Source organism: Thioalkalivibrio sp. AKL7 (genome assembly GCF_000381705.1).
GTDB classification, from domain to species: Bacteria; Pseudomonadota; Gammaproteobacteria; order Ectothiorhodospirales; family Ectothiorhodospiraceae; genus Thioalkalivibrio; species Thioalkalivibrio versutus.
Genome location: NZ_KB906964.1, coordinates 1 through 3,435 on the forward strand (window position 1 = coordinate 1; position 3,435 = coordinate 3,435).

At 50.7% G+C, this 3,435-nt stretch carries 3 protein-coding genes; all 3 read right to left on the reverse strand.

What is annotated here, in order from left to right:
- Positions 1-712, reverse strand: a 712-nt coding sequence (locus G315_RS0113630) for a glycosyltransferase family 2 protein (protein WP_019612702.1), incomplete at its 3' end; no start/stop codon positions are given.
- Between the two features lie 175 nt (positions 713-887).
- The gene (locus G315_RS14480) at positions 888-2,045 is read right to left on the reverse strand and encodes a glycosyltransferase (RefSeq protein ID WP_081624480.1); all 1,158 of its coding nucleotides are present in this window, start codon (positions 2,043-2,045) and stop codon (positions 888-890) included.
- A gap of 422 nt (positions 2,046-2,467) precedes the next feature.
- Positions 2,468-3,283, reverse strand: a complete 816-nt coding sequence (locus tag G315_RS14485) for a glycosyltransferase family 2 protein (protein WP_081624481.1) — start codon at positions 3,281-3,283, stop codon at positions 2,468-2,470.
- Positions 3,284-3,435: the final 152 nt, after the last annotated feature.

A 3,435-nucleotide genomic window follows, 5' to 3' on the forward strand; every position in this document is an offset into this window, starting at 1 on the left:
TTAACAATACCAGAAGCAAATTAGTATCCAAACCATTCTCCCGACAGGCACGGACGATCTCGTTATTAAGTAGCCAACTACTTCGCACCCCACTCGTGCTTACGCCCCCAGCTCGCATTTTCACAGCCACTCGTGGCAGATAGGCGTAGCTCACCCCTGCTCTGTAGAGCAATCTGACCATCATCTCGTAGTCCGCGGCAATCCGGTAATCCAGCGAATACAGCCCCCATTGTTCAAACAGTGAGCGCTTCGCAAGAAAGGTCGGGTGGGCGGGCATCCACCCGTACCGTAGTCTTTCCACCCGGAACCGGCTCGACTCGTAATACCGAACCACCCGCTCGGTATCGGCCGGATCAACGACAACGAGATCAGCGAAAACGGTATCTGCTCCGGAGTACTGCAAACGTTCCATCAGCTCCCGAACTGCGGTGGGGCCGGCATAGACATCATCGGAATTCAACATACAGACCACATCACCTGTTGCGGCCCGTATCCCTTTGTTCATAGCATCATAAATACCGTGGTCAGGCTCCGAAATTATTGTCCCAATGTGTCCTTTATATTCCTCAACGATATCCATAGTGCCATCCTTGGACTCACCATCAACGATAATGTATTCAATCTCCGGATGATCCTGTCCGAGCACCGATTCGATTGTGTCCCGAATGGTGACAGCACTGTTGAAGCTCACTGTGATAACGCTGACTTTCACGTTAATCCCCGCTCCTCATAGCGATGGAGTATGCCGACCAGCCACAGGCTCGAACCGGAGTCAGATACGCTATGGGTAAAATCATCTTGCTCATCGCTAGCCTTGAGGGCCGGCATTCTAAAACTGAAATTCAGGAGTAATTCCCCCATTATTGCTACCATTCGAACGCTAGTCTTTAACGTGTTATCCCTTCTTGTACGCAATCCTCCAGAACATCGCATATCTTCAGATATCGGTCCTTTCCACTCCCGTACTCCTCCACCTTCCGTTCCCCTTTTGCCACCAATTGCCTCCTTAGATGTGGATCCATGAGCAAGCGATACAGCGCCTTGGCTGCATCTCCTACGGAATTAGCGCTAAAATATTCCGCTGCATCGCCACAAATCTCACGCGAGAACTCTCTATCCGCAACGACAAGCGGCCTACCCATAGCCATTGCTTCCAAGTAAGACGTCGAAAAGACCTCAAGGAGGCTGGGCATAAAGACCATATCGGCTGCACGATACATCGTCTGCGCATCCTTGTAAGCGTAAGCTCCGTGGCTCACTAACTGTCTTTCAACTCCCAAACCCTTCGCCTTAGCTAGTGTGCGCTGTATAATCTTACTTGAGTTGTCTCCGGTGATTGTAAACACCGGTTTAAGATCTCTTCGAATTGTGTTCAGGTCTGAAATTACCTCGGGGATGCGATGAAGCCACTTATGCGGATATGCAGCGGCTGGACAAAGTATCTGTGCATTTTTCAATGATGCGTTCCCCACCAACCGCGTTACACCAGCACTCTTTCGAAAAGCTGCCCCTACCGCATTCGGCACGACATAGGTTCTGCCGCGATCGACCTTTAAACGCTTACAGAAGCCATTTCTTGAGGATTCCGTTTGAAAAATCCAGTAATCCGCGTTACGCGCGTGCAGCGCTTGATATAAAGTTCGCCCCAGAGTTAGCCCTATCTCACCAATTGTCCTTCCAGTGCGCAAGGCGAGCGCATCCAGGTTGGTTATATAAGGATTACTACAGCCCATAACATGGGTCGGCCCAAAGTCCACGTATGACGGCCCGGCCATGGTGTAAACCAGTGAAATTCCTTGTTCCGAAAATGCCTCCAGACCTTTACGCGCCGAGCGACTTTTCGCAGGCGAACTAAATATTTTCCCTACATTATTTAGCCCAAACTTTTCCAGTTCTTGGGCAACCTCAGGCGAAACCGCGTAAACCCATTCCCTGCACGAATCTTTACACGACTCAATGATAAAATTAACCGCGTTTTGTAATGGCCCGCCCATCACATTTGTCGTGCAATTGAACAACCAAGGGCCTTTCTTTCGCGAATCCATAATCTTCAAAACACCTTTTGCGCAACATGTAAAGGTATCGGAACTACTAACATTCCTTGCCCCAAAAGGCAAGCACACGAGCTAGTCCATGCTAGTCATGGAGGTCACCACATGACCTCGAAGAGGGCCTGTCCCACTTACCCGCCCTTTGCCCCCCCTTGTTTGCTTAATCCAGCGGACCCCTACGTTGACAAACACCGCTTTTATGAAAAACGCCGCGCAGATACACGGCCTATTCGCCCCGGCGAACTTGGGCCGCGCACGACGATGGCGAGTATTGCCGCAAAACCACAAATCGCCGCCATAACCGCAAAACCCATGCCGGCTATGGCGGCCAGGCCAGCCGTCATGACCCGAGTGTTTCTGCAAACACCATGCGGCGGCTCATGGAACCGGATGCCAGTGCACTAATTAGCTTCTCCTTAGGGCCTTAAGTGCATCTGAGCAAGTAACCTCCGGATGCGAGGTCCCATCAAGCGTACCGCTGCCGCCAACACCAAGGCTTTCGTGAAGCCCTTTGTAGCTGCCCAACGCCCCAAATACATTCGACGAATATAAAACCCTTCCCTCCGCCCTCTCCGACGTCCTCTCGAAGTGCCACTCAGCCCTTCCGTTCGCATATTGGCTATAACAGACCCGACATGCACCATCTTTGCTCCGCCAGCGGCGAGGGCAAGCAAGAACTCGAGGTCGGCAGACACGTCGTATTTGGACGAATACTGTCTCTTTTCATAGATGTTTTTCGACACGAAGATGGTTGGATGCACATAATTCAGATCAAAATCACTGTCTAGGGCAGCTGATTTAGGCCGATATATACGCGAACTTCCGTCCTCTCTGATAATCCGTTTGTCGCCATAGATTACGTCCGAGTCGTTCGCTTCAAATGTACTGACCACCGTCTCGACGGCATCCTTTTCATACCAATCATCTGAATTAATTAGACCAACATACTTCCCGTTAGCTTGCCGGATACCCTTATTCATGGCGTCGTAGACCCCATCGTCCGGCTCACTAACCCAATATGCAATCTGGTCGGCGTACCGTTCGATAATATCGACGGTTCCATCCGATGATCCGCCATCGACTACTATGTATTCAATATTTTGGTACGATTGACACAGAACACTTTGAATGGTTTGCTCTAAGTGTTTTTCACCATTAAACACAACGGTTATAATGGAAACAAGCGGCGCCCCTTCGGCAGAACGGGTATGTTTTTCATATTTGCTTGACATTACTGTAGGACCTAGAACCTTCAAACGATTGACATGCTTTTGTTACGGCGCACCTAGGGAGACACTGATCAATGGGCCTGCATCCGGCTCCGTGCCCCGCCGAAGCGTTTTTGGAAGGGCACTGGGGCCATTACGGCCGGCCTGGGCCCCTG